The sequence below is a fragment of the Microbacterium shaanxiense genome (genome assembly GCF_054779995.1).
Map to the genome: position 1 here is coordinate 39800 of NZ_BAAGXE010000007.1, position 22779 is coordinate 62578.

The 22779-nt window shown below is 69.1% G+C and carries 24 protein-coding genes and 1 pseudogene; 8 read left to right on the forward strand and 17 right to left on the reverse strand.

What is annotated here, in order from left to right; translation table 11 throughout:
- Positions 1-2: 2 nt before the first annotated feature.
- Together ACYVG2_RS18415 and ACYVG2_RS18420 are read right to left on the reverse strand one after the other, a co-directional pair.
- The gene (locus ACYVG2_RS18415; protein ID WP_460782315.1) at positions 3-758 is read right to left on the reverse strand and encodes an SDR family oxidoreductase; all 756 of its coding nucleotides are present in this window, start codon (positions 756-758) and stop codon (positions 3-5) included.
- Between the two features lie 45 nt (positions 759-803).
- The gene (locus ACYVG2_RS18420; protein ID WP_460782316.1) at positions 804-1589 is read right to left on the reverse strand and encodes an SDR family oxidoreductase; all 786 of its coding nucleotides are present in this window, start codon (positions 1587-1589) and stop codon (positions 804-806) included.
- A gap of 162 nt (positions 1590-1751) precedes the next feature.
- Between ACYVG2_RS18420 and ACYVG2_RS18425 the strand changes: the two genes are divergently transcribed.
- The 3 genes from ACYVG2_RS18425 (at position 1752) to ACYVG2_RS18435 (ending at position 3684) form a co-directional block, all read left to right on the forward strand.
- Entirely contained in the window at positions 1752-2648 is an 897-nt protein-coding gene (locus ACYVG2_RS18425) for an RNA polymerase sigma-70 factor (RefSeq protein ID WP_460782317.1), read from the forward strand.
- 62 nt (positions 2649-2710) lie between these two features.
- Complete coding sequence (locus ACYVG2_RS18430; protein WP_460782318.1) at positions 2711-3043, forward strand: sigma-70 family RNA polymerase sigma factor family protein; 333 nt, start codon at positions 2711-2713, stop codon at positions 3041-3043.
- Positions 3044-3078: 35 nt separating this feature from the next.
- A complete protein-coding gene (locus ACYVG2_RS18435) occupies positions 3079-3684 on the forward strand; it encodes a class I SAM-dependent methyltransferase (RefSeq protein ID WP_460782320.1) in 606 nt (201 codons plus the stop codon).
- A 19-nt stretch (positions 3685-3703) separates the two neighbouring features.
- Here ACYVG2_RS18435 and ACYVG2_RS18440 read toward each other — a convergent pair whose 3' ends face one another.
- Entirely contained in the window at positions 3704-3931 is a 228-nt protein-coding gene (locus ACYVG2_RS18440) for an RNA-binding S4 domain-containing protein (RefSeq protein WP_448967199.1), read from the reverse strand.
- A 265-nt stretch (positions 3932-4196) separates the two neighbouring features.
- Between ACYVG2_RS18440 and ACYVG2_RS18445 the strand changes: the two genes are divergently transcribed.
- On the forward strand, positions 4197-5567 hold the full coding sequence (locus ACYVG2_RS18445) for a reverse transcriptase family protein (RefSeq protein WP_460782321.1): 1371 nt from the start codon (positions 4197-4199) through the stop codon (positions 5565-5567).
- Between the two features lie 13 nt (positions 5568-5580).
- On the opposite strand, the gene ACYVG2_RS18450 is transcribed toward ACYVG2_RS18445, so the two are convergent.
- The 5 genes from ACYVG2_RS18450 to ACYVG2_RS18470 form a co-directional block, all read right to left on the reverse strand.
- Complete coding sequence (locus tag ACYVG2_RS18450) at positions 5581-6216, reverse strand: hypothetical protein (protein WP_460782322.1); 636 nt, start codon at positions 6214-6216, stop codon at positions 5581-5583.
- Positions 6217-6369: 153 nt separating this feature from the next.
- Complete coding sequence (locus tag ACYVG2_RS18455; RefSeq protein WP_460782323.1) at positions 6370-6849, reverse strand: MogA/MoaB family molybdenum cofactor biosynthesis protein; 480 nt, start codon at positions 6847-6849, stop codon at positions 6370-6372.
- Entirely contained in the window at positions 6846-7316 is a 471-nt protein-coding gene (gene moaC, locus ACYVG2_RS18460) for a cyclic pyranopterin monophosphate synthase MoaC (RefSeq protein ID WP_188435254.1), read from the reverse strand. The genes ACYVG2_RS18455 and moaC overlap by 4 nt, the downstream gene beginning before the upstream one ends.
- Entirely contained in the window at positions 7309-8595 is a 1287-nt protein-coding gene (locus tag ACYVG2_RS18465) for a molybdopterin molybdotransferase MoeA (protein ID WP_460782324.1), read from the reverse strand. Before ACYVG2_RS18465 ends, moaC begins: the two co-directional genes overlap by 8 nt.
- Positions 8596-8602: 7 nt before the next feature.
- Positions 8603-8851, reverse strand: coding sequence for a MoaD/ThiS family protein (locus ACYVG2_RS18470; protein WP_448967205.1), 249 nt, complete (start codon positions 8849-8851; stop codon positions 8603-8605).
- A gap of 91 nt (positions 8852-8942) precedes the next feature.
- Between ACYVG2_RS18470 and ACYVG2_RS18475 the strand changes: the two genes are divergently transcribed.
- Both ACYVG2_RS18475 and ACYVG2_RS18480 read left to right on the forward strand, forming a co-directional pair.
- Entirely contained in the window at positions 8943-10136 is a 1194-nt protein-coding gene (locus ACYVG2_RS18475; protein WP_460782325.1) for a ThiF family adenylyltransferase, read from the forward strand.
- Complete coding sequence (locus tag ACYVG2_RS18480) at positions 10133-10543, forward strand: molybdenum cofactor biosynthesis protein MoaE (protein WP_448967207.1); 411 nt, start codon at positions 10133-10135, stop codon at positions 10541-10543. Before ACYVG2_RS18475 ends, ACYVG2_RS18480 begins: the two co-directional genes overlap by 4 nt.
- Positions 10544-10562: 19 nt before the next feature.
- On the opposite strand, the gene moaA is transcribed toward ACYVG2_RS18480, so the two are convergent.
- The 5 genes and pseudogenes from moaA to ACYVG2_RS18505 all read right to left on the reverse strand — a co-directional run bounded on the left by moaA (position 10563) and on the right by ACYVG2_RS18505 (position 14821).
- Entirely contained in the window at positions 10563-11657 is a 1095-nt protein-coding gene (moaA, locus tag ACYVG2_RS18485) for a GTP 3',8-cyclase MoaA (RefSeq protein ID WP_460782326.1), read from the reverse strand.
- Positions 11658-12288: 631 nt separating this feature from the next.
- Positions 12289-12796, reverse strand: a pseudogene (locus ACYVG2_RS18490) (ATP-binding cassette domain-containing protein); the annotation flags it as partial.
- Positions 12793-13632, reverse strand: a complete 840-nt coding sequence (locus tag ACYVG2_RS18495) for an ABC transporter permease (RefSeq protein ID WP_460782327.1) — start codon at positions 13630-13632, stop codon at positions 12793-12795. The gene ACYVG2_RS18495 and the pseudogene ACYVG2_RS18490, both read right to left, overlap by 4 nt.
- Positions 13629-14420, reverse strand: a complete 792-nt coding sequence (modA, locus tag ACYVG2_RS18500) for a molybdate ABC transporter substrate-binding protein (protein ID WP_460782328.1) — start codon at positions 14418-14420, stop codon at positions 13629-13631. The genes ACYVG2_RS18495 and modA overlap by 4 nt, the downstream gene beginning before the upstream one ends.
- Positions 14417-14821 carry a TOBE domain-containing protein gene (locus ACYVG2_RS18505; protein ID WP_460782329.1) on the reverse strand — a complete coding sequence of 135 codons (405 nt, stop codon included), beginning with the start codon at positions 14819-14821 and terminating at the stop codon, positions 14417-14419. Before ACYVG2_RS18505 ends, modA begins: the two co-directional genes overlap by 4 nt.
- A 234-nt stretch (positions 14822-15055) precedes the next feature.
- On the opposite strand from ACYVG2_RS18505, the gene ACYVG2_RS18510 reads away from it, so the two are divergent.
- Entirely contained in the window at positions 15056-15586 is a 531-nt protein-coding gene (locus ACYVG2_RS18510) for a nucleoside deaminase (RefSeq protein WP_448967213.1), read from the forward strand.
- A 39-nt stretch (positions 15587-15625) separates the two neighbouring features.
- Entirely contained in the window at positions 15626-17140 is a 1515-nt protein-coding gene (locus tag ACYVG2_RS18515; RefSeq protein ID WP_460782330.1) for an NCS2 family permease, read from the forward strand.
- A 149-nt stretch (positions 17141-17289) separates the two neighbouring features.
- On the opposite strand, the gene ACYVG2_RS18520 is transcribed toward ACYVG2_RS18515, so the two are convergent.
- The 4 genes from ACYVG2_RS18520 to ACYVG2_RS18535 are packed head-to-tail and all read right to left on the reverse strand — an operon-like array spanning position 17290 to position 22740.
- Positions 17290-18042, reverse strand: coding sequence for an SDR family oxidoreductase (locus ACYVG2_RS18520; RefSeq protein WP_460782331.1), 753 nt, complete (start codon positions 18040-18042; stop codon positions 17290-17292).
- Complete coding sequence (gene xdhC, locus ACYVG2_RS18525; protein WP_460782332.1) at positions 18039-18884, reverse strand: xanthine dehydrogenase accessory protein XdhC; 846 nt, start codon at positions 18882-18884, stop codon at positions 18039-18041. The genes ACYVG2_RS18520 and xdhC overlap by 4 nt, the downstream gene beginning before the upstream one ends.
- Positions 18885-18895: 11 nt before the next feature.
- The gene (xdhB, locus tag ACYVG2_RS18530) at positions 18896-21277 is read right to left on the reverse strand and encodes a xanthine dehydrogenase molybdopterin binding subunit (RefSeq protein WP_460782333.1); all 2382 of its coding nucleotides are present in this window, start codon (positions 21275-21277) and stop codon (positions 18896-18898) included.
- Positions 21274-22740 (reverse strand): xanthine dehydrogenase small subunit, encoded by a 1467-nt coding sequence (locus ACYVG2_RS18535; RefSeq protein ID WP_460782334.1) that lies wholly within the window; start codon positions 22738-22740, stop codon positions 21274-21276. Before ACYVG2_RS18535 ends, xdhB begins: the two co-directional genes overlap by 4 nt.
- Positions 22741-22779 lie beyond the last annotated feature (39 nt).

Consider the following 22779-nt stretch of genomic DNA (forward strand, 5'->3'; position numbering starts at 1 on the left):
CGCTACTGGCGGGGCGGGTTCAGCGGCAGCCACTCCTCGAGGGTCGTCTCGAAGATCTGGGCGTCGTCGACCGGGACGAGGGTGCGCTCCTCGATCTTCGCGCCGTAGTACGGTGCGTCGTTGTCGCGGACCACGGTGCGGGCGTCGCCGCGGAAGGCCAGGCCGCGGCGCACGAACTCGTCCATCCCGAACGCCTCGGGTCCCGCGATCTCGACATCACCGAGCGGATCCCCGGCTGCGGCGCGCGCCACGGCGGTGGCGACATCCTCCGCTGCGATCGGCTGGATGAGCGCGCCGGGCAGCCGCACCGTGTCGCCCTCGGTCGAGATGTCGGCGATGCTGCCGACGAACTCGAAGAACTGCGTGGCGTGCACCAGCGAGTAGGCGACGCCGGACTCGCGGATGAGCTTCTCCTGCGCGACCTTCGCGGCGAAGTAAGGGATGTTCTGCGGTCGGTTCGTGCCGACGATCGTGAGCGCGACGTGGTGGGTGACGCCTGCCGCCGCCTCGGCCTCGAGCAGGTTGCGGGTCGACGTCGTGAAGAACTCGAGCACATCGTCCGGAGCGAAGGACGGCGAGTTCGACACGTCGACGACGGTGTTCGCGCCGGTGAGCACCTCGGTGAGGCCCTCGCCGGTGAGGGAGTTGACTCCGGTGTTGGGCGACGCGGCCACCGCCTCATGGCCGTGCTCGGTGAGCTTCGCGACGACCTTCGAGCCGATGAGGCCGGTGCCTCCGATGACGACGATCTTTGCCATTTCCATGCCTTTCCATTGGGGAGGTGCCGAACCGGCATCCACCAGCTATGACAGGGGCGCACCCTCAGATGTGACAGCGCTCGGGGACTGAACACGCCAGTCGTGGTAGCGAGTCGGCGCGATCGTGGCCGTCGCCTCCGGCAGCAGATCACGACGGGCGAGGCGCGCGCCGAAGTATGTGCCGAGCGGATCGGGCACGACCTCGCGTTCGTCCTGGCGGTAGCGCAGGTCCTGCACGGCGATCTCATCGAGCGTGAACACCTCCGGTCCTCCGAACTCGACGGTGCCGTAGACCGGCTCGCCGAGGGCGGTCTGCGCGACGGCGGCTGCGACGTCGTCGGCCGCCATGGGCTGGATGAGCACGTCCGCGACGCGCACAGCGCCGCTGCGCACGGCGTGGTCGGTGATGTTGCGGATGAACTCGAAGAACTGCGTCGCGTGCACCAGGGAGAACGGTCGCTGAGATGTCGCGATAAGGCGCTCCTGCTGCTCTTTCGCGATGAAGTACCCGCCCTCGGCGCGGGCGAGGCGATCGGTGCCGACCACTGACAGCGCGACGTGGTGGCCGACTCCAGCCGCCTCGCCGTAACTGAGCAGGTTCATGGTCGAGGTGTAGAAGAACTCTCGTGCGGCTTCTTCGTCGGTGTACGACGAGTTGGAGACGTCGATCAGCACGTCGGCTCCAGCCAAGGCATCCGCCAGCCCTTCGCCGGTGTACGAGTTGACGCCCGTCGAGCGCGCCGCGACGACGACGTCATGGCCGGTCGATCGCAGGATTCGCACCAGCCTGGTGCCGATCAGGCCGGTTCCGCCGATGACTGTGATTCTCATGTCGCTCCTCCGAGTGTCTATGGGTCAAGGACAGGTGCCCTTGACCCATAGACAGCGCAGCCCCTCGCGGTGTGACAGATCTGTCACAGATCACGGCGCTGCGCTGTCGTAGCTGTCGCGAGGCATTGCGCGGGTGGATCATGAGAGACAGGAGGCGGACGGGTGCAGTCGAAGGATGACGACGTCGGAGAACTCGACGACGCGACGGAGGTCTTCACCGCGCATCGACGACGCCTGTTCGGGATCGCCTACCGGATGCTGGGCACCGTGGCCGATGCGGAGGACATCGTCCAGGAGACCTGGATCAGATGGCAGAACGCCGATCGTGCGGACATCCTCGAGCCCGCCGCGTTCCTGGCGACGATCACGACGAGGCTCTCGATCAACGTGCTGCAGTCCGCGCACGCCAGGCGCGAGACGTACATCGGCCCCTGGCTGCCCGAGCCGGTGAACACCGACGACGACCCTGCCCTGGGAGCGGAGCGGGCCGAGGCGCTGCAGTTCGCCATCCTGCTGACACTCGAGAAGCTGACTCCGACCGAGCGCGCCGCATACATCCTGCGGGAGGCGTTCGACTACCCGTACCCGCGCATCGCCGAGGTGATCTCGGTGAGCGTCGTCAGTGCCAGGCAGCTGGTCAGCAGAGCGCGCGCGCACCTCGAATCGAGTCGACGAGCGACGGTGGAGCCGTCCGCCCAGCGCCGCCTGCTGGAGGCGTTCCTCACCGCCGCGCAGAAGGGTGACGCCCACGCGCTCGAGAGTCTCTTCGCCGCCGACGTCGTGAGCTACACCGACGGCAACGGGGTCAAGCTCGCGGCCCGCATCCCGATGATCGGGCGCAGCAGGGTCGCGAAGTTCGTCGCCGCGTTCGCGCATCATTTCTGGACGGGCAAGACGATCGGATGGGTGCAGGTGAACGGTCAGCCTGCGGCGACGCTCATCGAAGACGGAGTCGTCACCACCATGGTGACGATGGACGCCTCGCGCGACGGCATCCATCAGCTCCTCTGGGTGATGAGCCCGCCCAAGCTCCAGCACGTGACCCCGGTCGGGGCATGAACGGAAGGCAGCCCCCGGCGTGGAGGCGCCGGAGCCGCAGTGGTGCCCCGGACGAGGCAACCATGAGCGCGCTCGCGAGATCGATGACGTCTGGCGACGGCGAAGGCGTGCGCGCTGGTGTGCGCCGAGAGGTTCTGCTCACCATCGACAGCGGCGGCCTCCTGCCGGGCGCATCGACGATCCTGGACGGCCGTGTGGCCGCGGCATCCGCACTGTTCGCGCTGGTGACACCGGAGACGTCAGTCACCGTGGCGTCGATCAACGGCGAGCCGGGCGTCATCCTCACTCGAGACGGTGCGGTCGCCGGCGTGATCACCGCCGAGACGCGGTCAGGGATGCTGTCGAGCATCTGGGTCGTCTGCAACCCTGAGAAGCTGCGGCACTGGAACCGCTGACGGTGTGACGCCCGACCGCATGCAAGAGTGGACGGATGACAGGCGAGGGGTCGGTGCGTTGGAACAACAACATCCACTATCACCGCCGCATCCTCGACGCGGTGCCGTCGGGGGCGCGAACTGCTCTGGATGTCGGTACCGGGAACGGCCTGCTCGCCGCCGATCTGCGTGCGCGCATATCCGACGTGACCGGAATCGACGTCGACGCCGCAGCGCTGGAATCTGCGCGCGCCGAGGATCCGGGCGTGCGCTGGATCCAGGGCGATGTGATGAGCCATCCGTTTCCGACCGCGTCGTTCGATGTGGTCGCCTCAGTGGCCACGGTTCATCATCTGCCAGACCTCGACAAGACACTCGCCCGCTTGGCTGAGCTCACCGCGCCGGGCGGGGTGCTGGCCGTGGTGGGGCTGGCGAAGTCGTCTGAGCCGATCGATTTCCTCTACGATCTCGCCGGCCTCGTCGCGCAGGCCGGACACATGCGTCGACACGGCATCTGGGAGCACACGGCGCCGACAGTGTGGCCGCCTCCCCACACGTATGCCGACGTGAAGCGCAGTGCGGCCAGGGTGCTCCAGGGAAGCAGCTGGACTCGGCTGGCGATGTGGCGCTATCTGGTGCTCTGGCAGAGGCCCGCCGAGTGACCGTTTCGCGAGGTGGAGTTCACGGACGGACGCGGACGGTCCGTCCCTCGAATGTGACGAGATCGCCGTCGTGCAGCTGCCGTCCGCGCCGACGCTCCTCCTCGCCGTTGACGCTCACGTAGCCGTCGATGATGACCTCCTTGGCGTTGCCGCCCGAGTCGAGCAGGCCCGAGAACTTGAGGAACTGTCCGAGGCGGATGACCTCGCCCCCGATGGGCACGTCGTCGATCTTGTCAGCGTTCGTCATTCCTGAATGCTAACCGTCCGAGCGGGCGAGGATGCGGTCGATGCCGGCCGGACGTCGGTGTTCCTTGCTATCGTGGCGCCGTGCGATGGCTTGCGGACGAGGCGAGTGGTTCACGATGTGTTCCGCTCTCTCCGGGGTCACCCCGGGGTACGCAGTCTGACCTGGAACGAACGCCGCAGGCGCCTCACTGCGCTTCGCGCAGACCGGTGCCCGCACTGATGGACGAGTCGTACGCAGGCCATCGCACGCCGACGGTCATCTCCTGATGGTGGCAACGACCGCGGCGCGCGTGCTCGCCCGTACTCCGCGCGAGCAGCCCTCCGCCGTCGCCGCGGCTCTGGCCGATGCGTTCCTCGCGTCAGAGGTCTGGGCGAAGAAGCCGCTCATCGATGCCGGCGCTCATGTCATGGGAGCGCGGCGTCGTTGGCTCTCACCGCTCGTGGGCGATGTGCTGAGCGCCTTCGTCCGCCCGCCTGTCGATGCACCGCGTCTGCTGACGTCGGTGATCCTCCGCTCTCCCGATCTCGCAGAAGCGATGCGCAAGGCCGACGAACGCCGCGCGCCGCTGCGCATCCACCACCACGTGGTCGGCCCAACGGCATCGCGTCCGCCTGCAGGCGGCCTGCCCCGCATCGACAGCATCCCGGATCTCGCATCCGTGCTCGACCTCGACATCGGCCGGCTGCAGTGGCTCGCCGACACCAAGCACTGGAACCGCCGCGCTCGTCCTGGGCCGCTGCACCACTACCGCTACGAGTGGCGCACTCGACCGGGACGCATCCCGCGCCTGCTGGAGATCCCCGAAGACCGGATCCGCCGCGCCCAGCGAAGGCTTCTGACCCGTGTGCTGGCGCTCATCCCCGCGAACGACGCCGCCCACGGCTTCATACCCGGTCGCAGCGCGCGCACCGGTGCAGCCCTCCACGCCGCATCCGACATCGTCATCTCGCTCGATCTCACGACCTTCTTCGCTCGCGTGACGGCCGGTCGCATCTACGGAACGCTTCGGCAAGCGGGTTACGCCGAGGCCGTCGCGCACGTCATCACCGGCCTGTGCACCAACGCCGTCCCCTCGCGCGTGCTCGCGGCCATGCCGCCCGGCGGATCCCCCGACGAGCGGTTCGCCCTGCGCCGAGCTCTGGCGACGAGCCATCTGCCGCAGGGCGCACCCTCCTCGCCGATGCTGGCGAACCTCGCCATCCGGCGTCTCGACTCGCGACTGACGGGCTGGGCGGATGCCGTCGGCGCGACGTACACGCGCTACGCCGATGACCTCGCGTTCAGCGGCGACGGCGCACTCGCGCGACGCCCGGACGCTTTCATCCGCGGCGTGCGGCGGATCATCGAAGACGAGGGGCACACGGCCAACGCCCACAAGACGAGGGTCAGGCGCCAGGGCGTCAGGCAGAGCGTGACCGGAATCGTCGTCAACCAGCATCTCAACGTTTCACGAGCCGACTACGACCGACTCAAGGCGACGATCCACAATTGCGTCGTGCACGGGCCGCATACGCAGAATCACCGCGGTCTCGATGACTTCCGCGCCCATCTGTTGGGTCGTATCTCGTGGGTCGAGAGCCTGAATCCCGAGCGGGGTGAGAAGCTGCGCGCACAGTTCCTGCGCATCCGTTGGTGATCGCGGTCAGGGTTCAATCATCACCTTCGAACAGGCCGCCGTCGAGGATCCAGTTGTACCGCATGCGCAGTGCCCGCTCGGTGCTCGCCACGAGCCCACCGACGACCAGTGAGATGTTCGCCAACGCCGGAAGGTGGATCGGGCTGTCGAACGTTCCGATGGCATCGGCGATGGGAGGAATCCGGGTGATGTCCTCGATGATCTGCGGCACGCCGAGCACGAGCGCGATGACGAGCACCACCACCGACACGACTCCGATCCCGCGGCTCAGCGTCGGACGCGTCTGATCCAGGCGTGCGCGGCGCCCCTCAGCGGATGCGGGATCGGGAACGAGCATCCGGGCTGTCCCGTCGTCGGTGACGTAGTGACAGCGCTTGAGCCCGTAGCTGCTCGTGGCCACTTCGATAGTGCCTCCGGGGATGCGGAACGCCGCGGGAAGTCTGGAGCGCGCTTGGTTGCGTCCGTCGAGATAGAGCTGGGCCCATACCTCTCCATTGGAGTCGCCACCATGGCGAACGTCGACTGACCAGACTTCCGGCGCGCCGGCGACGCCGTCGAGACGCAGATGGAACAGCGACCGCGAGAACATCTGCCACCAGCGGTAGCGCTGCAGAGGATGGTCATCCCCCGGCTTGGCTCTGCGCACCATTCGTCATCTCCGTTCCGCGTCCGTCCGACCGACGTTACAAGCGGCTCGCCGCGCGAAGAAGTGCACAACAGTCCTGAATCGGCATGACATCGGTCACGGTCATCCCTGACCTGCTCATCCTTTCGGAGGAGCGGATATCGCGCGTCGCGCAGATCAGTGCGCCGGGTGATCTCCGCCGGCGATCTGGTCGAGCAGATGGTCGAGAACCTGGCCGAGCACGGCGAGGCCGTCGCGCACGCCTCCCGTGGAACCGGGCAGATTCATCACGAGCGTGCCACCGGCGACGCCGGCGGTGGCGCGGCTGAGGATGGCCGTCGGTGTGACCTCCGCACCGCGCCGGCGCACCTCCTCGGCGATCCCCGGCAGCTCCATGTCCAGCAGCGCCCTGGTCGCCTCCGGCGTGCGATCATCGGGCGACACGCCGGTCCCGCCGGTGGTGAGGATCACATCCGGATGCTGTGCCAGCAGTTCTGCGAGAGCATCGGCGATCGCAGTATCCGCCACGATGACGGGATCGGCGGAATCGAAGCCGCGGGCGCGCAGCCAGTCGGCGATCACCGGTCCGGTGCGGTCCTCGTACGTCCCCGCCGCCGCGCGGGTCGACGCGACGAGAACCGCGGCGCGCCTGGTCATTCGCGCGACCAGTCGCCGCTCTTGCCGCCCGACTTCGCGAGGACCAGCACATCGGTGATCACGGCGCGGTTGTCGACGGCCTTGATCATGTCGTAGAGCGTCAGCGCGGCGATGTTCGCGGCTGTCAGCGCCTCCATCTCGACGCCGGTGACGCCGTTCGTCACAGCGGTCGCGACGATCCGCACGCGGTCGCCCTGCGGTTCGAGGTCGACCGAGAGCTTGGTGAGTGGAAGCGGATGGCACAGCGGGATCAGGTTCGACGTCTGCTTGGCCCCCATGATGCCCGCCAGCCGCGCCGTTCCCAGCGCCTCACCCTTGGGCAGGGAGCCGTCGGCGATCTTCGCCACGACCTCTTCCGTCGTCACGAGTACGGCCTGCGCGCGCGCTTCGCGCCGCGTGACCGCTTTGTCGGTGACGTCGACCATGTGGGCGGAGCCGTCGGAACGCAGGTGCGTCAGGTCACTCATCGATTCTCCATACCTCGACCTCGGCGCCCGCAGGGAGTGCGTCGACGCCGATCGGAACGTGCACCAGGACCGTCGCCCGCGCGTAATCGTGCAGCAGGTGCGAACCGGGAGCTCCCACCTCGACGCTACCGTCCGCCCGCAGCCGTCCGCGACGGATCTGGTGCTTGTCCCGCGGAGACCGGAGAGCATCGGCCAGCAGTGCACGCTGCACCGGACGGGCCGGATCGAGGCCGGACGCGGCACGCAGGACGGGCCGCAGGAACATCTCGAACGACAGCAGTGCGGACACGGGGTTTCCGGGGAAGGCGATCACCGGCACCGTGCGGTCGTGCTCGCCGATCCGCACTCGTGCCTCGCCGAGTCCCTGCGGGCCACCCGGCTGCATCGCGACCTTCCCGAATCGCACGCCGGCCGGTTCGAGAGCATCGCGCACCACCTCGAATGCGCCGGCGCTGACTCCGCCGGTGGTCACCACCACGTCGGCATCCGGATGCTGCGAGATCGCGTCCAGCACGGCAGGGGCGTCGTCCGGCGCGAAAGCGGTGCGGACGGTCGCCCCGCACTGCTCGAGGGCCGCGGTGAGCGACGCGGTGTTGGCATCGTAGATCTGTCCGGGGGTCAGCTCGTCGCCGGGCGCACGCAGCTCGTGCCCGGTGGAGAGCAGCAGCACGACCGGTCGCGGGCGCACCCGAACCTCGGTGACCCCGGCGGAGGCCAGTGAGCCCAGCTGCGCCGGACCCAACCGTGCTCCGGCGGGAAGGATGGTCGCTCCGACCGCGAGATCGGCGCCGGCGCTGCGGACGAACGCACCGACCTCGACCGGCGCCTGGAAGCCGACGGTCGTTCCCGCCGCGCTCTCGTCCCCACCGCCGAGTCCGACGAAACGTGGCGGGTCGGCGAGCTCGATCGGCACGACGGCATCCGCCCCCGACGGGATCGGCGCACCGGTCATCACCGGCGATGCCGTCCCTGGAGCGTGCTCGTGCACGGCGTCGCCCGCGGCGCTGGTCACGCCGATGCCGAGCCGCGCCGGCGCGGATTCCGACGCGGAGGCCAGATCAGAGGCGAGCACGGCGTAGCCGTCCATCTGCGAGTTCGTGAACGGCGGCACCTGGATCAGGCTGTGCACGTCAGCGGACAGCACCCGCCCTGACGCAGCACCAGGCGTCAGTGCGACCAGCTCGGCGTTCGCATCGTCTGTCAATCGTGTGAGCACGGGTGCGAGCAGTGCGGATACGGCTGCGGCGTGGTCGGCCGGGGCGGCGGGGCTCGAGGTCATGATCCGATCATCCTCCGGCGAAGGGCGGCAGGATGTCGACCTTCGCACCGATCGCGTGCGCAGGGTCGCGACGCACGACTCCGTCGACGAGGAAAGAGCCCGAGCGGAGCACGCGCGACATCGGTTCGCCATAGGTGCGCTCGAGCACCTCGCGCAGCCCGCCGAGGGTCGTCGCCCCACCGAGATCCAGGTCTTCCTGCTCGCGACCGGCTGCCTCGGAGGCGGCGGCGAAGTATCGCACCGTCACGATTGCCATGCTGTCCATTCTAGTTCAAGGGATGGAATTCGAACTTCGTATCGTGGAAACACCTCGCCCCACGGTGAAGTTCGACGCGTACTATTGCACCATGATCCCGCTGGTCGAGCCGGGCCCCGCGCTGGAGCCCGAGCGCATCACCCGTTACAGCCGTCAGCTCATGCTGCCCGGCTTCGGCGAGGATGCGCAACGGCGCCTCGGCGCGGCGCGCGTGCTCGTGATCGGCGCCGGGGGTCTCGGCAGCGCGATCGTCCCGGTCCTCGCAGGATCCGGCGTCGGCACGATCGGCGTGGCCGATGACGACGTTGTCGAACTGTCGAACCTTCACCGCCAGCTCAGCCACGGCACGGGCGACATCGGCCGGGCGAAGGTCGACTCGCTCGCCGACACCGTGCGGGCGATCGACCCGCAGCGCGAGCTGATCATCCACCGCGAGCGACTGACGTCCGACAACCTGCCGGCGATCCTCGAGCAGTACGACCTCATCGTCGACGGCAGCGACAACTTCCCGACGCGTTATCTCTCGAACGACGCCGCAGAACTCGCGGGAAAGCCCCTTGTCTGGGGCAGCATCCTGCGCTTCCACGGCCAGGTCGGGGTGGCGTGGCGCGGGCACGGGCCGACCTTCCGCGATCTGTTCCCCGCGCCGCCGCCGGCGGACGAGACGCTGTCCTGCGAGCTGGGCGGGGTGCTGCCGAGCCTGTGCACCGCGATCGGATCGCTCATGGCGACGGAAGTCGTCAAGCTCGTGGTCGGCATCGGGGAGCCGTTGCTCGGGCGGGTGCTCTTCTACGATGCGCTCAATGCCCGCACCCGCGAGATCTCGTACGCCGCCGACGAGGAGCGCGCGCCGGTCGCCGGACTCATCGATTACGAGCTGTTCTGCGGCGTGCAGAGCGACTCGACCGAGGGCGATCCGGCCGCGACCTCGGCCGCCGAACTGCTGCAGTGGATGAGGGAGCGCCGACCGGTGCAGCTGGTCGACGTGCGCGAGCCGCACGAAGCGCGCGCGCGGCGCATCCCGGGCGGGCAGCTTCTACCGCTGGGCACCCTCGACGCCGGGGAGAACCCTGCGGTCGACAGCGGCGATCCGATCGTCATCTACTGCGAACGCGACCCGCGCTCCCGCCGCGCCGCCCGCGCGCTCGCCGAACGCGGATTCCCGGTGACGTACCTCGCCGGCGGTGTTCAGGCGTTCACGGCCGTCGGCGGACACGTGGTCGGCGACACTGTGCAGGATGCTGCGATCGACGATCCGGCACGGAAGGAGTCCGTGAACTCATGACCACCTTCGCGCTGATATCGGAGGATCCGATCGACGAGGCCGCGGTGCGCGCCGCCGTCGGTTCCGACGCGCACGGCGCCGTCGTCACCTTCTGCGGGGTCGTCCGCGATCACGACGGTGGTCGATCGGTGCGCTCGCTCGACTATCGCGCGCATCCGGATGCCGCGCGGTTCCTCGCCGAGATCGTCGAACGCGTCGGGGCCGAGACCGGTCTGCTGGTCGCCGCCGCCCATCGCGTCGGAGATCTGCGCATCGGTGACATCGCCCTGTACGCGGCGGCATCCGGCGGCCATCGTGCGGAGACGTTCCGCGCCTGCGAACTGGTGGTCGAGGAGATCAAACGCGGTGTGCCGATCTGGAAGAGGCAGCACTACGACGACGGCGTCTCGGAGTGGGTCGGCCTCTGACCTCTGCGCCGAGCGGTGCTCAGCCGCCGATGTAGCTCATCTCGATGCGCTGGCGTGATGCACGGAGTTCGGGTGTGAGGCTGGAGCGGATCTCGGAGTACCGGTCCTCACGCGCTCCCCAGATCGATGCCATGGCGGTGGCGAGCTGTGCGTCGTCGGCCCCTTCGCGCAGTAGCGCGCGCAGGTCATGCCCCTCGGTGGCGAAGAGGCAGGTGAAGAGCTTGCCTTCGGTGGAGATGCGGGCACGGTTGCACGTGCCGCAGAACGTGTTCGTCACCGACGAGATCACACCGATCTCACCTGAGCCGTCCGTGTACCGCCAGCGCTGGGCTGTCTCTCCCGTCACCGTGGGGCCGACAGGCTCGAGCGGATGCAGCGCGCTGATCCGCTCGACGATCTCCGCCGAGGGCACCACTTCGTCGAGCGACCAGCCGTTGGACGTGCCGACATCCATGTACTCGATGAAACGCAGCGTGTAGGGGGTCCCCTTGAAATGCGACGCCATCGCCTCGATCTCGCCGTCGTTCAGCCCGCGCTTGACGACCATGTTCAGCTTGATCGGCCCCAGCCCCGCGGCGTGGGCGGCATCGAGGCCGTCGAGTACACGCGAGACCGGGAACCGCACGTCGTTCATCTGCTGGAAGAGGTCGTCGTCGAGCGAGTCGATCGAGACGGTGAGGCGGCCGAGCCCGGCATCCTTGAGGGCCTGCGCCTTCACGGTCAGTGCCGAGCCGTTCGTCGTGAGGGCGATCTCGAGCTTCTCGCCCTCGGGTGTGCGCAGCGCGGCGAGACGCGAGATGAGCTCTTCGATGCCGCGGCGCAGCAGCGGCTCACCTCCGGTCAGGCGCAGTTTGCGCACGCCGTGGGCGGCTGCGACGCGTGCGATGCGCTCGATCTCCTCGAAGCTGAGCAGTTCATCACGATCGAGGAATGCGTAGTCACGACCGAATACCGCGCGCGGCATGCAGTAGACGCAGCGGAAGTTGCACCGGTCCGTCACCGAGATCCGCAGATCGCGCATCGGCCGCGCGAACCTGTCGACCAGACCGCCGGTCGAGGGCAGGCGCGACGCCCCTGTCGCCCGCTCTGGTGCGGGAATCGGAATGCTCGCCATCGCCGTCCCTTTCGTGTGGGCAACGGTAGCACCGCTCAGCGCGAGCGGCGCACAGAGACGTCGTCCTCCGGCACCGAGAAGGTGAGAACGGCCTCGGGGCGGATGCCGGCGTCGACGGCCGCCATCGACGAGCTGTCGACCGCGATGTCCGGATGCTCGACGGTGAACAGTCGCACGCCACCGGGGATCGGCTCGAGGTGAGCGACCGTGCCGCTCCAGGTGTTCGGCGCAGCGTCGACGCCCTCTGACGCCGCGATCGGACCCGCGTGGACCCGCACCGCGCCGGGGGAGAAGACCGCAGTGCCCGACTCGCCGCGCTGCAGCCGATCTCCGCGACCGATCCACGTCGTGGACAGCGATGACGCCGTCGGGGCGGCCGCGTGCAGGACGCCCTCTCGCTCCGCCACCCCCGCGACGAGATTGACACCAGCGATCGCCGCCACGAAGGCGGAGTCCGGGTGGCCGAGCACGTCCCTGGTGAAGCCCTCCTGCACGACCCGCCCCTCCTGGAGCACCACGGTCCGTGCAGCCAGCATGACGGCATCCATCGGATCGTGCGTGACCAGCACCATCGGAACGCTCACCCGATCTCGGAGCTCCGAGACCAGGCGCCTGGCCTGGGCGGAGGTCTGCACGTCGAGGGCGGCGAACGGCTCGTCGAGCAGCAGCGCTTCGGGCGCCGCAGCGAGTGCACGGGCCAGCGCGACGCGCTGGCGCTGCCCTCCGGACAGCTGCGCGGGTCGTCGATCAGCGAGGTCGCCGAGACCGACGTCGCCGAGGTGTCTGCGCGCGATCGCCGCGGCCTCGCTCCGGGGCGTTCCCTGCGCGCGCGGGCCGAACGCGACGTTGTCGAGGGCGGTCAGATGCGGGAAGAGCGTGGTGTGCTGACCGAGCAGGCCGACGCGTCGGCGCTCCGGCGGCACCGATCGGTCCAGCATCCGATCGCCCAGCGCGATCCGGCCGGACACCTCCGCATGCCGCCCGACGTGGTCGAGATGACCGGCGATCGCACCGAGCAGCGTCGACTTCCCCGATCCGTTGGGTCCGAGGACGGCGAGCACTTCGCCGGGGGCGGCCGCTATCGCCGCCTCGAGCGTGAACGTGCCGACGCGGGCGCGGATGTCGACGTCGAGGCTCATCGGACCGCATCCGCTCGCCAGCCGCGCATCAGCAGCAGCACCGCGACGGCGACCATGATGAGTAGCAGCGACAGCGCGATCGCGGTGTCCTCCTGCACGCCTGCCCCGTTGAACGCGGTGTAGATCGCGAGCGGCATCGTTCGGGTGACACCCGGCGCGTTGCCGGCGAAGAGCGCGGTGGCACCGAACTCTCCCAGCGCCCGTGCGAAGCAGAGGACGGTTCCGGCCACCAGCCCGGGCGCCACCAGGGGCAAGGTCACCCGGCGGAACACGGTGAACCTCCCCGCGCCGAGCGAGGCGGCGACCAGCTCGTGCCCTGTGCCGGCCGTGCGCAGGGCCCCCTCGGCGGAGATCACGAGGAACGGGAGTGCGACGAAGACCTGGGCGATCACGACCGCGACCGTCGTGAAGGGGATCTGGATCCCGGCAGCGGAGAGGGCGCCGCCGAACATGCCCCCGCGGCCGAGAAGCGAGAGCAGTGCGATGCCGCCCACCAACGGCGGCAGTACGAGGGGCAAGGTCGTCAGCGTGCGCAGGATCGCGGCGAGCCACTGCGGGCTGCGGGCGATCACCAGCGCCAGCGGCACGCCGAGGATCACGCACACCACCGTCGCGATCGATGCCGTCGACAGCGACAGCGACAGCGCTTGCAGCGCCGCGGGAGACGTGATCGCGGCGGGCACTCCCGCCCATTCCAGACGCGCGAGCAGTGCGATGAACGGCAGCACGAGCACGAGCGCCCCGAGGGCGGCCGGTACCGCGAGCCAGGGCGGGATACGCCCGAGGACGGAGGAGCCGGCCGCCCCGGGGTGCGCCGGGGTCTGCGCGGCGCTCACGGCGCACCGAATCCGAAGTCGTACAGGACCGCCTGCCCGTCGTCCGAGAGCACGAAGTCGACGAACGCCTCCGCAGCGCCCGGGTTCGCAGCGTCCGTCAGCGTCGAGAGCGGGTAGATGTTCGTCGCGGTGGCGGCGCCCTCGATGTCGACGGCCTCCACTGCATCGCCGGCCGCCGCGATGTCGGTGCGATAGACGAGCCCGGCATCGGCCTCGCCGGATTTCACCTTCGCCAGCACCGCTGTCACGTTCTGCTCCTCGCTGGCCGGCGTCACCTCGACGCCGGCGGCATCCAGCAACGCGCGGGCGGTGGCACCGCACGGCACCTCGGCGGCGCACATCACGACGATCAGGTCGTCGTCGGCGAGAGCGGGCAGCCCGTCGATCCGGTCGGGATTGCCCGGTGCCACCGCGAGCTGCATGGTGTTCGTCGCGAACGCCTCCGCGCCTGCGGCGAGCCCTGCGTCGGTCACCTTCGTCATGTTCCGCTCATCGGCAGAGGCGAACACGTCGGCGGTGGCGCCCTCGATCAGCTGGGTCGCCAGCACGGACGAGCCGTCGTAACTGATCGGCAGGACGTCGACGTCCGGATGCTGCGCCTCGAACTGCGCCGCGAGCTCGTCGAACGCTCCGGACAGCGAAGCCGCCGCGAAGATCGTGAGCTCCCCGCTCGGGCCGCCCTCACCGTCCCCGACCTCTGCGGTTCCACCGGTGCACCCGGTGAAGACGAACGCGGCGGCGAGCACACCGGTCGCTGCCGCGCGTCGATGCGCGGATCGGGAGATCATCGGGCGTCGCCGTCGGTCTCGAGGATGACCATGGTCGCCTTGACCACCGCGACGGCCTTGGAGCCGACGTCGAGCCGCAGCTCGCGCGCGGCCTCGGACGACATCAGAGACACGACGCGGTTGGGCCCGCACTGCAGTTCGACCTGGGCCATGAGTCCGTCGATCTCGACCTTCGTCACCAGACCCGTGAACCGATTGCGTGCGCTGCGCTTGACGTCTCCGACGTCGGAGACCTCCGTCGCCAGCACTTTGGCGTGCGCGGCGAGCTCGGCGCCGTCGACGACCTGTCGGCCGGCGCCGTCGTGAGAGACCGAGAGGATGCCGTCGGCGCACCACCTCCGAACGGTGTCGTCGCTGACGCCGAGGAGCGCGGCGGCCTCACTGATCCGAAAATGCGTCATGAGATGCACTGTACTCTCGCATCTGCGGAGGTGCAATGATAGATATCGCATAGCGGAAAACAGATTCCGAAAAAGATGGACGATCGGCTGTTTCGCTGTTAGGGTCATAAAGCCCTGCGACCCGCGAACACCCGGGCACGCAGGTACCCAGAAGCCAGCGGATCGACGAGGACCGCGCATGACACCCGTCGCAACCTCGTCGCATCAGCGTCCGACGCAAGGAACCACTCCCACATGGACACGATCGGTATCAACCCGTCCACTGCACCGTCGTCGACCGACGGCACCCCGACCCCGGCCGAGTACCTGGCCCGCGCCGTGGATCTCGCGACAGAGAACGTCCGCAACGAAGGCGGGCCGTTCGGTGCCCTCATCGTCTCCTCCGACGGCCAGGTGTTCGAAGGCGTCAACCGCGTGACGGCCAACCTCGACCCCTCGGCCCACGCCGAGGTCACCGCCATCCGCAACGCCTGTCAGGCGCTGGGCACCTTCGACCTCTCCGGAGCCGTGCTCTACACCAGCTGCGAGCCGTGCCCGATGTGCCTCGCCACGTCGCTCTGGGCGCGGGTCGAGAAGGTGTACTTCGCCGCCGACCGCAACGACGCCGCCGACGCCGGCTTCGACGATGCCGTCTTCTACCGCTACTTCGAGGGGGGTCCGGAGGACCGCGCGATCATGCCGGTCGCGCAGGAACCCCTCCCGCCGGCCCAGCGCATCGCCGCATTCACCGAGTGGACCGGCACGGCCACCCGTACCGAGTACTGATCCCGCACTGCCGACTCGATCCATCGACTGGAGCCAATGATGTCTTCACCAACTTCCACACGCGACGACTCGGGCGAAGCGGAACCGCTTCCGCCCGAGCATCCGCCGCTCCCCACCGGAGCGACCACCACCGTCGACGCGAAACCCAAGAACGCCCTCGACCGTTTCTTCGAGATCACCCAGCGAGGGTCCACGTTCGCCCGTGAGATCCGCGGAGGCGTCGTCACCTTCGTGACCATGGCGTACATCGTCATCCTGAACCCGCTCATCCTCGGCGGCGTCGAGGACGTCGCCGGCAACGCACTGCAGAGCGCGCAGATCGGCGCAGCGACCGGCCTCACCGCCGGCGTCATGACGATCCTGTTCGGCGTGATCGCGCGCCTTCCGTTCGCGCTCGCCGCGGGGCTCGGCATCAACTCCTTCCTCGCGGTGGCCGTCGTCGGTCAGGTGACGTGGCCGGAGGCCATGGGCCTCGTCGTGATCAACGGCCTCCTCATCGTCCTGTTCGGAGCCACCGGCATCCGCACCGCGATCTTCAACGCCGTGCCCCACGCGCTCAAGGCGGCCATCACGGTCGGCATCGGGCTGTTCATCGCGTTCATCGGATTCGTGGACTCGGGCTTCGTCAATCGCACTCCCGGTGGCCCGCCCGTGCAGCTGGGCGACGGCGGCTCGATCACCTCGGTGCCGACGTTCATCTTCCTGATCGGGCTGATCCTGATCGGCGTGCTCGTGGCTCGCAAGGTACCGGGCGGCATCCTGATCGGCATCGTGGCGTCGACCGTCATCGCGATCGTCGCGCAGTCGTTCCTCAAGCTCGGAACGAGCGCCGAGGCACCCGGCGGGTGGCACATGACCATCCCGGAACTTCCGACGTCGTTCGTGACCATCCCCGACTTCGGGCTGGTCGGGCAGTTCGACCTCTTCGGCTCGTTCGGGCGCATCGGCGCTCTCGCCGCGACGATGCTGGTCTTCACACTCGTGTTCTCGAACTTCTTCGACGCGATGGGCACCATGACCGGCCTCGCCAAGAACTCGGGCCTGGCCTACAAGGACGGCACTTTCCCGCGTCTGCGTTCCGCCTTCGTCGTCGAGGGTCTGGGCGCCGTGGCAGGCGGCGCGACCTCGACGTCGTCGAACACCGTGTTCGTCGACAGCGCGTCCGGCATCGGTGAGGGGGCGCGCACCGGACTCTCCTCGGTGGTCGTCGGCGTGCTCTTCCTGCTGTCGATGTTCTTCACCCCGCTCACGCTCGTGGTGCCGATCGAAGTCGGATCCGCGGCGCTGGTCGTGGTGGGAGCGATGATGATGGCGCAGGTCAAGGAGATCAAGTTCACGAAGTTCGCGGTCGCACTGCCGGTGTTCCTCACCATCGTGACGATGCCGCTGACCTACTCGATCGCCAACGGCATCGGCGTCGGCTTCATCTCGTGGACGCTGGTGAACGCCCTCTCCGGCCGCGCCAGGAAGGTGCACTGGCTGATGTGGATCGTCGCCGCCGGGTTCACGCTGTACTTCGTGCGCGGGCCGATCGAGACGCTCCTCGGAGGCTGAGACGCGTGGACGATGCCCGGTGCTGCTCACGCGGCATCGGGCACCGTCACGTGCGGCAGCCGGGTCGCGCGTCCCGGCGATTCGCATGCGGGGAGAAGAGTTTCGCGGCTCCGAGCGTGCCGGAACCCCCGAAAGTCTTCTTTCGACGGTCAGCCGCGGCCGATGTACGGCATGCCGGCCGCGGTGACCGTGAGCTGCGGGACGCTGACCTCGAGCGGCGTGCGGGCGAGCTGGACCACGAGATCGGCGACGTGCGCGGCATCCATCGTCGGCTCCGGTCGACGTGAGCCGTCCGCCTGCAGCGCCCCGTCGTCGACCAGCCGGCCGATCAGCTCGGTGCGGGCGTTGCCGATGTCGAGCTGGGTCGCCGTGATGCGGTGCGGGCGTCCGTCGAGCTCGATGGACTTCGTCAGCCCGGCGATCGCGTGCTTCGTGGTCGTGTAGGCGACCGAACGCGGGCGCGGCGTCTGGGCTGAGATCGAACCGTTGTTGATGATGCGGCCGCCGGCCGGCGACTGCGTCATCATCTGGCGGAACGCCGCTCCTGCGCAGTGCATCGCGCCCGTGAGGTTCACGGCGAGCGTCGACTCCCAGTCCGCGGAGGTGAGCTCGCCGATGTCGGCGCTCGGTCCGAACACCCCGGCATTGTTCACCAGCACGTCGAGACGGCCGAAGCGCTCCACGTGAAGAGCGATCAGTCGTTCGACCTGCGCCGCGTCGGTGATGTCGGTCTCGGCGACGAGTGCGTGCGGATCGCCGGCGGCGGTCTCGTGCAGCGGCGCTCCGCGCCGGCCCGCCAGGGTCACGCCGAAGCCCGCGGTGAGCAGCGCACCGGCGATCGCGCGGCCGATGCCGCTTCCCGCGCCGGTGACGATGACCGAGGCGTGTGGGGTGCCCGTCACCGGTCGTCACCCGCGACGGCGACCGGTGCCGCCTCGTCGATGAGCTGCAGGATGCGGGCCGCGACGCTGACCGCGATGACGGCCGGCTGCTTCCCCGACACCTCCGGCACACCGATCGGCGTGGTGACGCGGGCGAGGTCGGCGTCACCGTGTCCGAGCTCGGTGAGCTTCTTGCGGAATCGCGCCCATTTCGATGACGAGCCGATCAGACCGATCGAGCGGATGCCGGCCGTGCGTAGCGACTGATCGACCACGGCGAGGTCCTCGACATGGTCGTGCGTCATCACCAGCACGTGGGCGTCGGCCGGCAGCGTCGTGAGCGCCGCCTCGGGAACAGGGGAGTGCGTGACGTGCACCCTGGCGGCGGCATCCGCGAAGACGCCGATGCGACCCGGCTCGCCCACGCGCTCGGGGGCGAGCATCTCGGTACGGGAGTCGATCAGGTGCAGGTCGATCTCGTGCCGGGCGAGGATGCGCGCGAGCTCCAATCCGACATGGCCCAGGCCGAAGATGGCGACGACGGGCACGACCCGCATCGGTTCGAGCATCATCGTGACCTCTCCTCCGCAGCACTGCACACCGTACTCCGTGGTCGCCTTGTCGCTCAGCGTGAGCGTGAGCAGCTCGGGCTCGGCCGAACCGGACGCGAGCATGGAGCGGGCGCGATCGATCGCGGTCGCCTCGAGGTTTCCGCCCCCGACCGTGCCGAACACGTCGTCGGGTGAGACCACCATCTTCGCGCCGCCGTTGCGGGGCGCATGACCGCGCACGAGCGCCATGGTCACGACGACGGCGGGAACGCGCCGCGTGCGCAAATCCTGCAGGGCGTCGAGCCAGTCCATCCCGCGTCCGATCAGCGAACGGCGGCGAGCTCGTGGGCGCCCGCGCGAGCGGGAGCCGCGTCAGCCGAGGCCTGCTGCACGGCGCGCACCGCCCAGAAGACGGCCTCCGGCGTCGCGGGTGAACCGAGCTCGACCCTGTGACCCTCCGGCCCGAAAGCGCCGACGGCTTCACGCAGCGCCTCGCGTGCGCTGAACGCGAGCATGAACGGCGGCTCTCCGACGGCCTTGGAACCGTAGACCGCGCCGTCCTCGCGCGCATTCTCGAACAGGCGGACGTTGAACTCCGACGGCATCTCCGAGAAGCTGGGCAGCTTGTACGTCGATGCGGACTGCGTCTGCAGGCGACCGCGGTTCGGGCCGTCGCCGGTGTCCCAGCGCAGTTCCTCCAGCGTCAGCCAGCCGACGCCCTGCACGTACGCGCCCTCGACCTGCCCGATGTCGAGCATCGGCGAGAGCGAGTCGCCCACGTCGTGCACGATGTCGACGCGGCGCACCGTGTACGCGCCGGTGAACTCGTCCACCTCGACCTCGGTCGCAGCGCACCCGTAGGCGAAGTACTTGAACGGCGAGCCCTGCATGATCTCGGGATTCCAGTGCAGGCCCTCGGTGCGGTAGTAGCCGGCGGCGAACAGCTGTACGCGCTGCAGGTATGCGGCCTCGGCCACCTCGGCGAAGGTGAGGGTCTGCGACGTGTTGCCGAGGCCGGTGATCAGGCCGCTGGAGAAGCGCACATCGCGTTCGTCGACGTTCAACAGTCGCCCGGCGACCGCGGCCATCCGCTCCCTGATCTGCTCGCACGCGATCTTGACAGCACCGCCGTTGAGGTCGGCGCCGGACGATGCCGCCGTGGCCGAGGTGTTGGGCACCTTGTCGGTGCGGGTCGGCGCCAAGCGCACCTGATGCATCTCGAGGCCCAGTGCGGTCGCGGCGACCTGCAGCATCTTGGTGTGCAGACCCTGACCCATCTCGGTGCCGCCGTGGTTGATCAGTACAGAGCCGTCCTTGTACACGTGCACGAGAGCGCCGGCCTGGTTGAAGGCCGCGAAGTTGAACGAGATGCCGAACTTGATCGGCGTCATCGCGAGCGCGCGCTTGACGTGGGGGCTGCCGGCGTTGAACTCCGCGATCTCGGCACGGCGCGCATCGACGTCGGCCTCGTCCCGCAGCTCGTTCCAGATGGTGCCGAGGCGATCGGCATCCTTCACGAGCTGCCCGTACGGCGTGCTCTGACCCGGCTGGTAGAAGTTCTTCTCGCGCAGTGCGAGCGCGTCGATGCCGAGTGCGGGCGCGACCCTGCCCAGGATGTCCTCGATGAGGAAGACCCCCTGCGGGCCGCCGAATCCGCGGAACGCCGTGTTCGACGCCTTGTGGGTCTTCACGATCCGGCCGAGCGCGTGCACGTTGGGGATCCAGTACGCGTTGTCGAGGTGGCACAGCGCGCGGCCGAGCACGGGCTCTGAAAGGTCGAGGCTCCAGCCTCCGTCGCAGGTGAGCACGGCATCCAGACCCTGCAGCAGACCGTCGGCGTCGAAGCCGACCTTCCACGAGATGTGGAACGGATGCCGCTTGCCGGTCATCGTGATGTCCTGCGTGCGGTTCAGGCGCAGCCGCACGGGCCGTCCGGTGAGCTTGGCGCCGAGCGCGGCGATCGCCGCGAACCCGTGCGACTGCATCTCCTTGCCGCCGAAACCGCCGCCCATGCGCAGCGACTGCACGGTGACCTGGTTCGAGGAGAGGTCGAGCACGTGCGCGATGATCTCCTGCGTCTCCGACGGATGCTGCGTGGAGCACTGCACGAAGTACTGACCCTCGGAGTCGATCGTCGCGAACGACGCCTGCGTCTCCAGGTAGAAGTGCTCCTGGCCGCCGAACTCCGTCTCGCCTTCGAAGACGTGCGCAGACGATGCGAGGGCGGATGCCGCGTCGCCGCGCTCGACCGTGCGGGCGATGCCCTGGAAGGAGCCGGCGTCGACGGCATCCTGGATCGTGATCAGCGACGGAAGCGGCTCGTACTCGACCGCGACGGCTGCGGCGCCGAGGCGGGCGGCCTCCTGCGTCTCGCCGAGCACCCACACCAGGGCGTGGCCGTAGAACATCGCCTCGCTGGGGAACAGCGGCTCGTCGTGCTTGATGCCCGCGTCGTTCACGCCGGGCACGTCGTCGGCCGTGAGCACACGGACGACGCCCGGCACCTCGTAGGCGCCGGAGACGTCGATCGTGACCTTGGCGTGCGCGTTCGTGGACTGCACTGGCCATGCCGTGAGCACGCCGGCGGTGTGGGCGGCGAGGTCGTCGGTGTACATGGCGGCGCCTGTCACATGCAGTGCGGCGCTCTCGTGCGGGGCGCGGATTCCGACGACGGGGTCGGCCGGACGGTCGGCGAGAGCACTCATGCCGACACCTCCTTGTCGTTGATCACTGTCGTGCTGTAGAGCTTGAGCAGCGCGGTGTTGAGCATGAGCGCGCGGTACTCCGAACTCGCGCGGTGATCCGACATCGGCGTGCCCTCGCTGCCGAGGACCTCGGATGCTGCGCGGACGGTGGCGACGCTCCACGGCTGCCCGACGAGTGCCTCCTCGGTCGCGCGGGCGCGCAACGGAGTCGCGGCCACACCGCCGAGACCGATCTTCGCCGACGTGACGGAGCCGCCTTCGATGTCGAGGGCGAACGCCACCGCGACGCTGGAGATGTCGTCGAAGCGGCGCTTGGCGATCTTCTGGAACGAGGTCACCTTCGCGAGGGGCAGGGGGATGCGCACGGCGCGGATGAGTTCGTCCACACGGCGGACCGACTGGCGGTAGCCGGTGAAGTACTCGGCCAGGTCGACCTCGCGCTCGCCGTCTGCCGACGCCAGCACCACGCGTGCGCCCAGGGCCAGCAGCGCGGGGGGAGTGTCGCCGATCGGTGATCCGGTGCCGAGGTTGCCGCCGATGGTTCCGCGGTTGCGGATCAACCGGGAGGCGAACTGCGGGAACAACTGTGCGAGCAGCGGCACCGTGCCGCCGAGGCGCGACTCGACCTCCGAGAGCGGCAGGCCGGCGCCGATCTCGATCTCGTCATCCGTGACGGCGAGCGTGCGCAGTTCCTCGTGGTGCTCGATCGCGACGACGAGAGGAGCGCGCGAGCCGCGGATGTTCACCTCGACGCCCCAGTCCGTTGACCCTGCGACGAGCAGAGCATCTGGCTCATCGCGGATCAGACGCAGGGTCTCGTCGAAGGATGCGGGGCGGATGAAGCGGGAGCCGTCGACCGTGGCCGCCGTCGCGACGGCGGCAGGCGCCGGGTCGGCGAGGCGCTGCCGCAGCGGGTCGTCGCCCGCTGGCGAGCCCAGCGCGTACGCGGCGTCGCGGATCGGGCGGTAGCCCGTGCACCGGCAGAGGTTGCCGCTGAGCGCATGCAGGTCGAATCCGTTCGGACCGTGCTCGGCGTCGTGGACGGGGCAGTCCTTGTCGGTGCTCTCGGCCACGGCCTCGCGGCCGTCGCGGTAGTACTCGCCGGCCATGCTGCAGACGAAGCCCGGGGTGCAGTAGCCGCACTGCGACCCGCCGGCTTCGGCGAGCTTCTCCTGCACCGGGTGCAGCGCATCGGGGCTGCCGAGGCCTTCGGCGGTGACGATCTCCTGACCGTTGAGTGCATACACCGGCACGAGGCAGGAGTTCACGGCGGTCCAGGCGGTGCCGCCTTCGGGCGTCGGGGTGGCGAGCATGACGGCGCAGGCACCGCATTCTCCTTCGGCGCAACCTTCCTTCGCGCCGGAGAGCCCGGCACCGCGCAGCCAGTCCAGGGCGGTGGTGTGCGCAGGAGCGCCCGCGAGGGGGCGGCTGTTCCCGTTGACGTTGACGGCGATGTCATTCATAGGTGGATCTCCTCAGATCCGGCGGTGCTGCGGGAGGGT

Excerpts from the sequence above, each read along its gene's own strand:
- ACYVG2_RS18480 (WP_448967207.1), top strand. The coding sequence starts at position 10,133 with ATGACCACCTTCGCGCTGATATCGGAGGATCCGATCGACGAGGCCGCG.
- ACYVG2_RS18435 (WP_460782320.1), top strand. The coding sequence starts at position 3,079 with ATGACAGGCGAGGGGTCGGTGCGTTGGAACAACAACATCCACTATCAC.
- ACYVG2_RS18515 (WP_460782330.1), top strand. The coding sequence starts at position 15,626 with ATGTCTTCACCAACTTCCACACGCGACGACTCGGGCGAAGCGGAACCG.
- modA (WP_460782328.1), bottom strand. The coding sequence starts at position 14,420 with ATGATCTCCCGATCCGCGCATCGACGCGCGGCAGCGACCGGTGTGCTC.
- ACYVG2_RS18470 (WP_448967205.1), bottom strand. The coding sequence starts at position 8,851 with ATGGCAATCGTGACGGTGCGATACTTCGCCGCCGCCTCCGAGGCAGCC.
- ACYVG2_RS18450 (WP_460782322.1), bottom strand. The coding sequence starts at position 6,216 with ATGGTGCGCAGAGCCAAGCCGGGGGATGACCATCCTCTGCAGCGCTAC.
- ACYVG2_RS18510 (WP_448967213.1), top strand. The coding sequence starts at position 15,056 with ATGGACACGATCGGTATCAACCCGTCCACTGCACCGTCGTCGACCGAC.
- moaC (WP_188435254.1), bottom strand. The coding sequence starts at position 7,316 with ATGAGTGACCTGACGCACCTGCGTTCCGACGGCTCCGCCCACATGGTC.
- moaA (WP_460782326.1), bottom strand. The coding sequence starts at position 11,657 with ATGGCGAGCATTCCGATTCCCGCACCAGAGCGGGCGACAGGGGCGTCG.
- ACYVG2_RS18465 (WP_460782324.1), bottom strand. The coding sequence starts at position 8,595 with ATGACCTCGAGCCCCGCCGCCCCGGCCGACCACGCCGCAGCCGTATCC.
- ACYVG2_RS18430 (WP_460782318.1), top strand. The coding sequence starts at position 2,711 with ATGAGCGCGCTCGCGAGATCGATGACGTCTGGCGACGGCGAAGGCGTG.
- xdhB (WP_460782333.1), bottom strand. The coding sequence starts at position 21,277 with ATGAGTGCTCTCGCCGACCGTCCGGCCGACCCCGTCGTCGGAATCCGC.
- ACYVG2_RS18440 (WP_448967199.1), bottom strand. The coding sequence starts at position 3,931 with ATGACGAACGCTGACAAGATCGACGACGTGCCCATCGGGGGCGAGGTC.
- xdhC (WP_460782332.1), bottom strand. The coding sequence starts at position 18,884 with ATGGACTGGCTCGACGCCCTGCAGGATTTGCGCACGCGGCGCGTTCCC.
- ACYVG2_RS18535 (WP_460782334.1), bottom strand. The coding sequence starts at position 22,740 with ATGAATGACATCGCCGTCAACGTCAACGGGAACAGCCGCCCCCTCGCG.
- ACYVG2_RS18455 (WP_460782323.1), bottom strand. The coding sequence starts at position 6,849 with ATGACCAGGCGCGCCGCGGTTCTCGTCGCGTCGACCCGCGCGGCGGCG.
- ACYVG2_RS18475 (WP_460782325.1), top strand. The coding sequence starts at position 8,943 with ATGATCCCGCTGGTCGAGCCGGGCCCCGCGCTGGAGCCCGAGCGCATC.
- ACYVG2_RS18445 (WP_460782321.1), top strand. The coding sequence starts at position 4,197 with ATGGTGGCAACGACCGCGGCGCGCGTGCTCGCCCGTACTCCGCGCGAG.
- ACYVG2_RS18420 (WP_460782316.1), bottom strand. The coding sequence starts at position 1,589 with ATGAGAATCACAGTCATCGGCGGAACCGGCCTGATCGGCACCAGGCTG.
- ACYVG2_RS18415 (WP_460782315.1), bottom strand. The coding sequence starts at position 758 with ATGGCAAAGATCGTCGTCATCGGAGGCACCGGCCTCATCGGCTCGAAG.
- ACYVG2_RS18505 (WP_460782329.1), bottom strand. The coding sequence starts at position 14,821 with ATGACGCATTTTCGGATCAGTGAGGCCGCCGCGCTCCTCGGCGTCAGC.